Here is a 532-nt window from a genome sequence, read left to right on the forward strand (position 1 = left end):
ATGTGATCCTTCTCCAGGGTGGTCATCATCAGTTCCGACCAACCGAACTTCTCGCGGATCCGCTCGGCCGTCCAGCCAATGGCCTTGAGCAGCACCGTAACCGCCTGACGACGCTTACGATCCACCCGAACACCGACGGTGTCACGCTTGTCGATGTCGAACTCAAGCCACGCACCACGACTCGGAATCACCCTGACATTGGTCAGATCCCGGTCCGAGGTCTTGTCCGGCGTCTTGTCGAAGTACACGCCCGGCGACCGGACGAGCTGACTGACCACGACCCGCTCGGTACCGTTGATGATGAACGTCCCCTTGGGCGTCATCATCGGGAAATCACCCATGAACACCGTCTGGCTCTTGATCTCACCAGTAGTGTGGTTGGTGAACTCCGCGGTTACGAACAGCGGGGCGCAGTACGTCAGATCCTTCTCCTTGCACTCCTCGATCGAGGCCTTCACCTCATCGAAACGCGGCGCGGAGAACGACAGCGACATGGTGCCGGAGAAGTCCTCGATGGGACTGATCTCCTCAA

Annotated in this window: 1 pseudogene; it reads right to left on the minus strand. The window is 59.2% G+C overall.

Going from position 1 to position 532, the window contains the following annotated elements:
• Positions 1 to 532, minus strand: a pseudogene (locus Vau01_RS63095) (DNA-directed RNA polymerase subunit beta); the annotation flags it as partial.

Origin of the sequence: Virgisporangium aurantiacum, from assembly GCF_016863635.1 — a bacterium.
GTDB classification, from domain to species: domain Bacteria; phylum Actinomycetota; class Actinomycetes; order Mycobacteriales; family Micromonosporaceae; genus Virgisporangium; species Virgisporangium aurantiacum.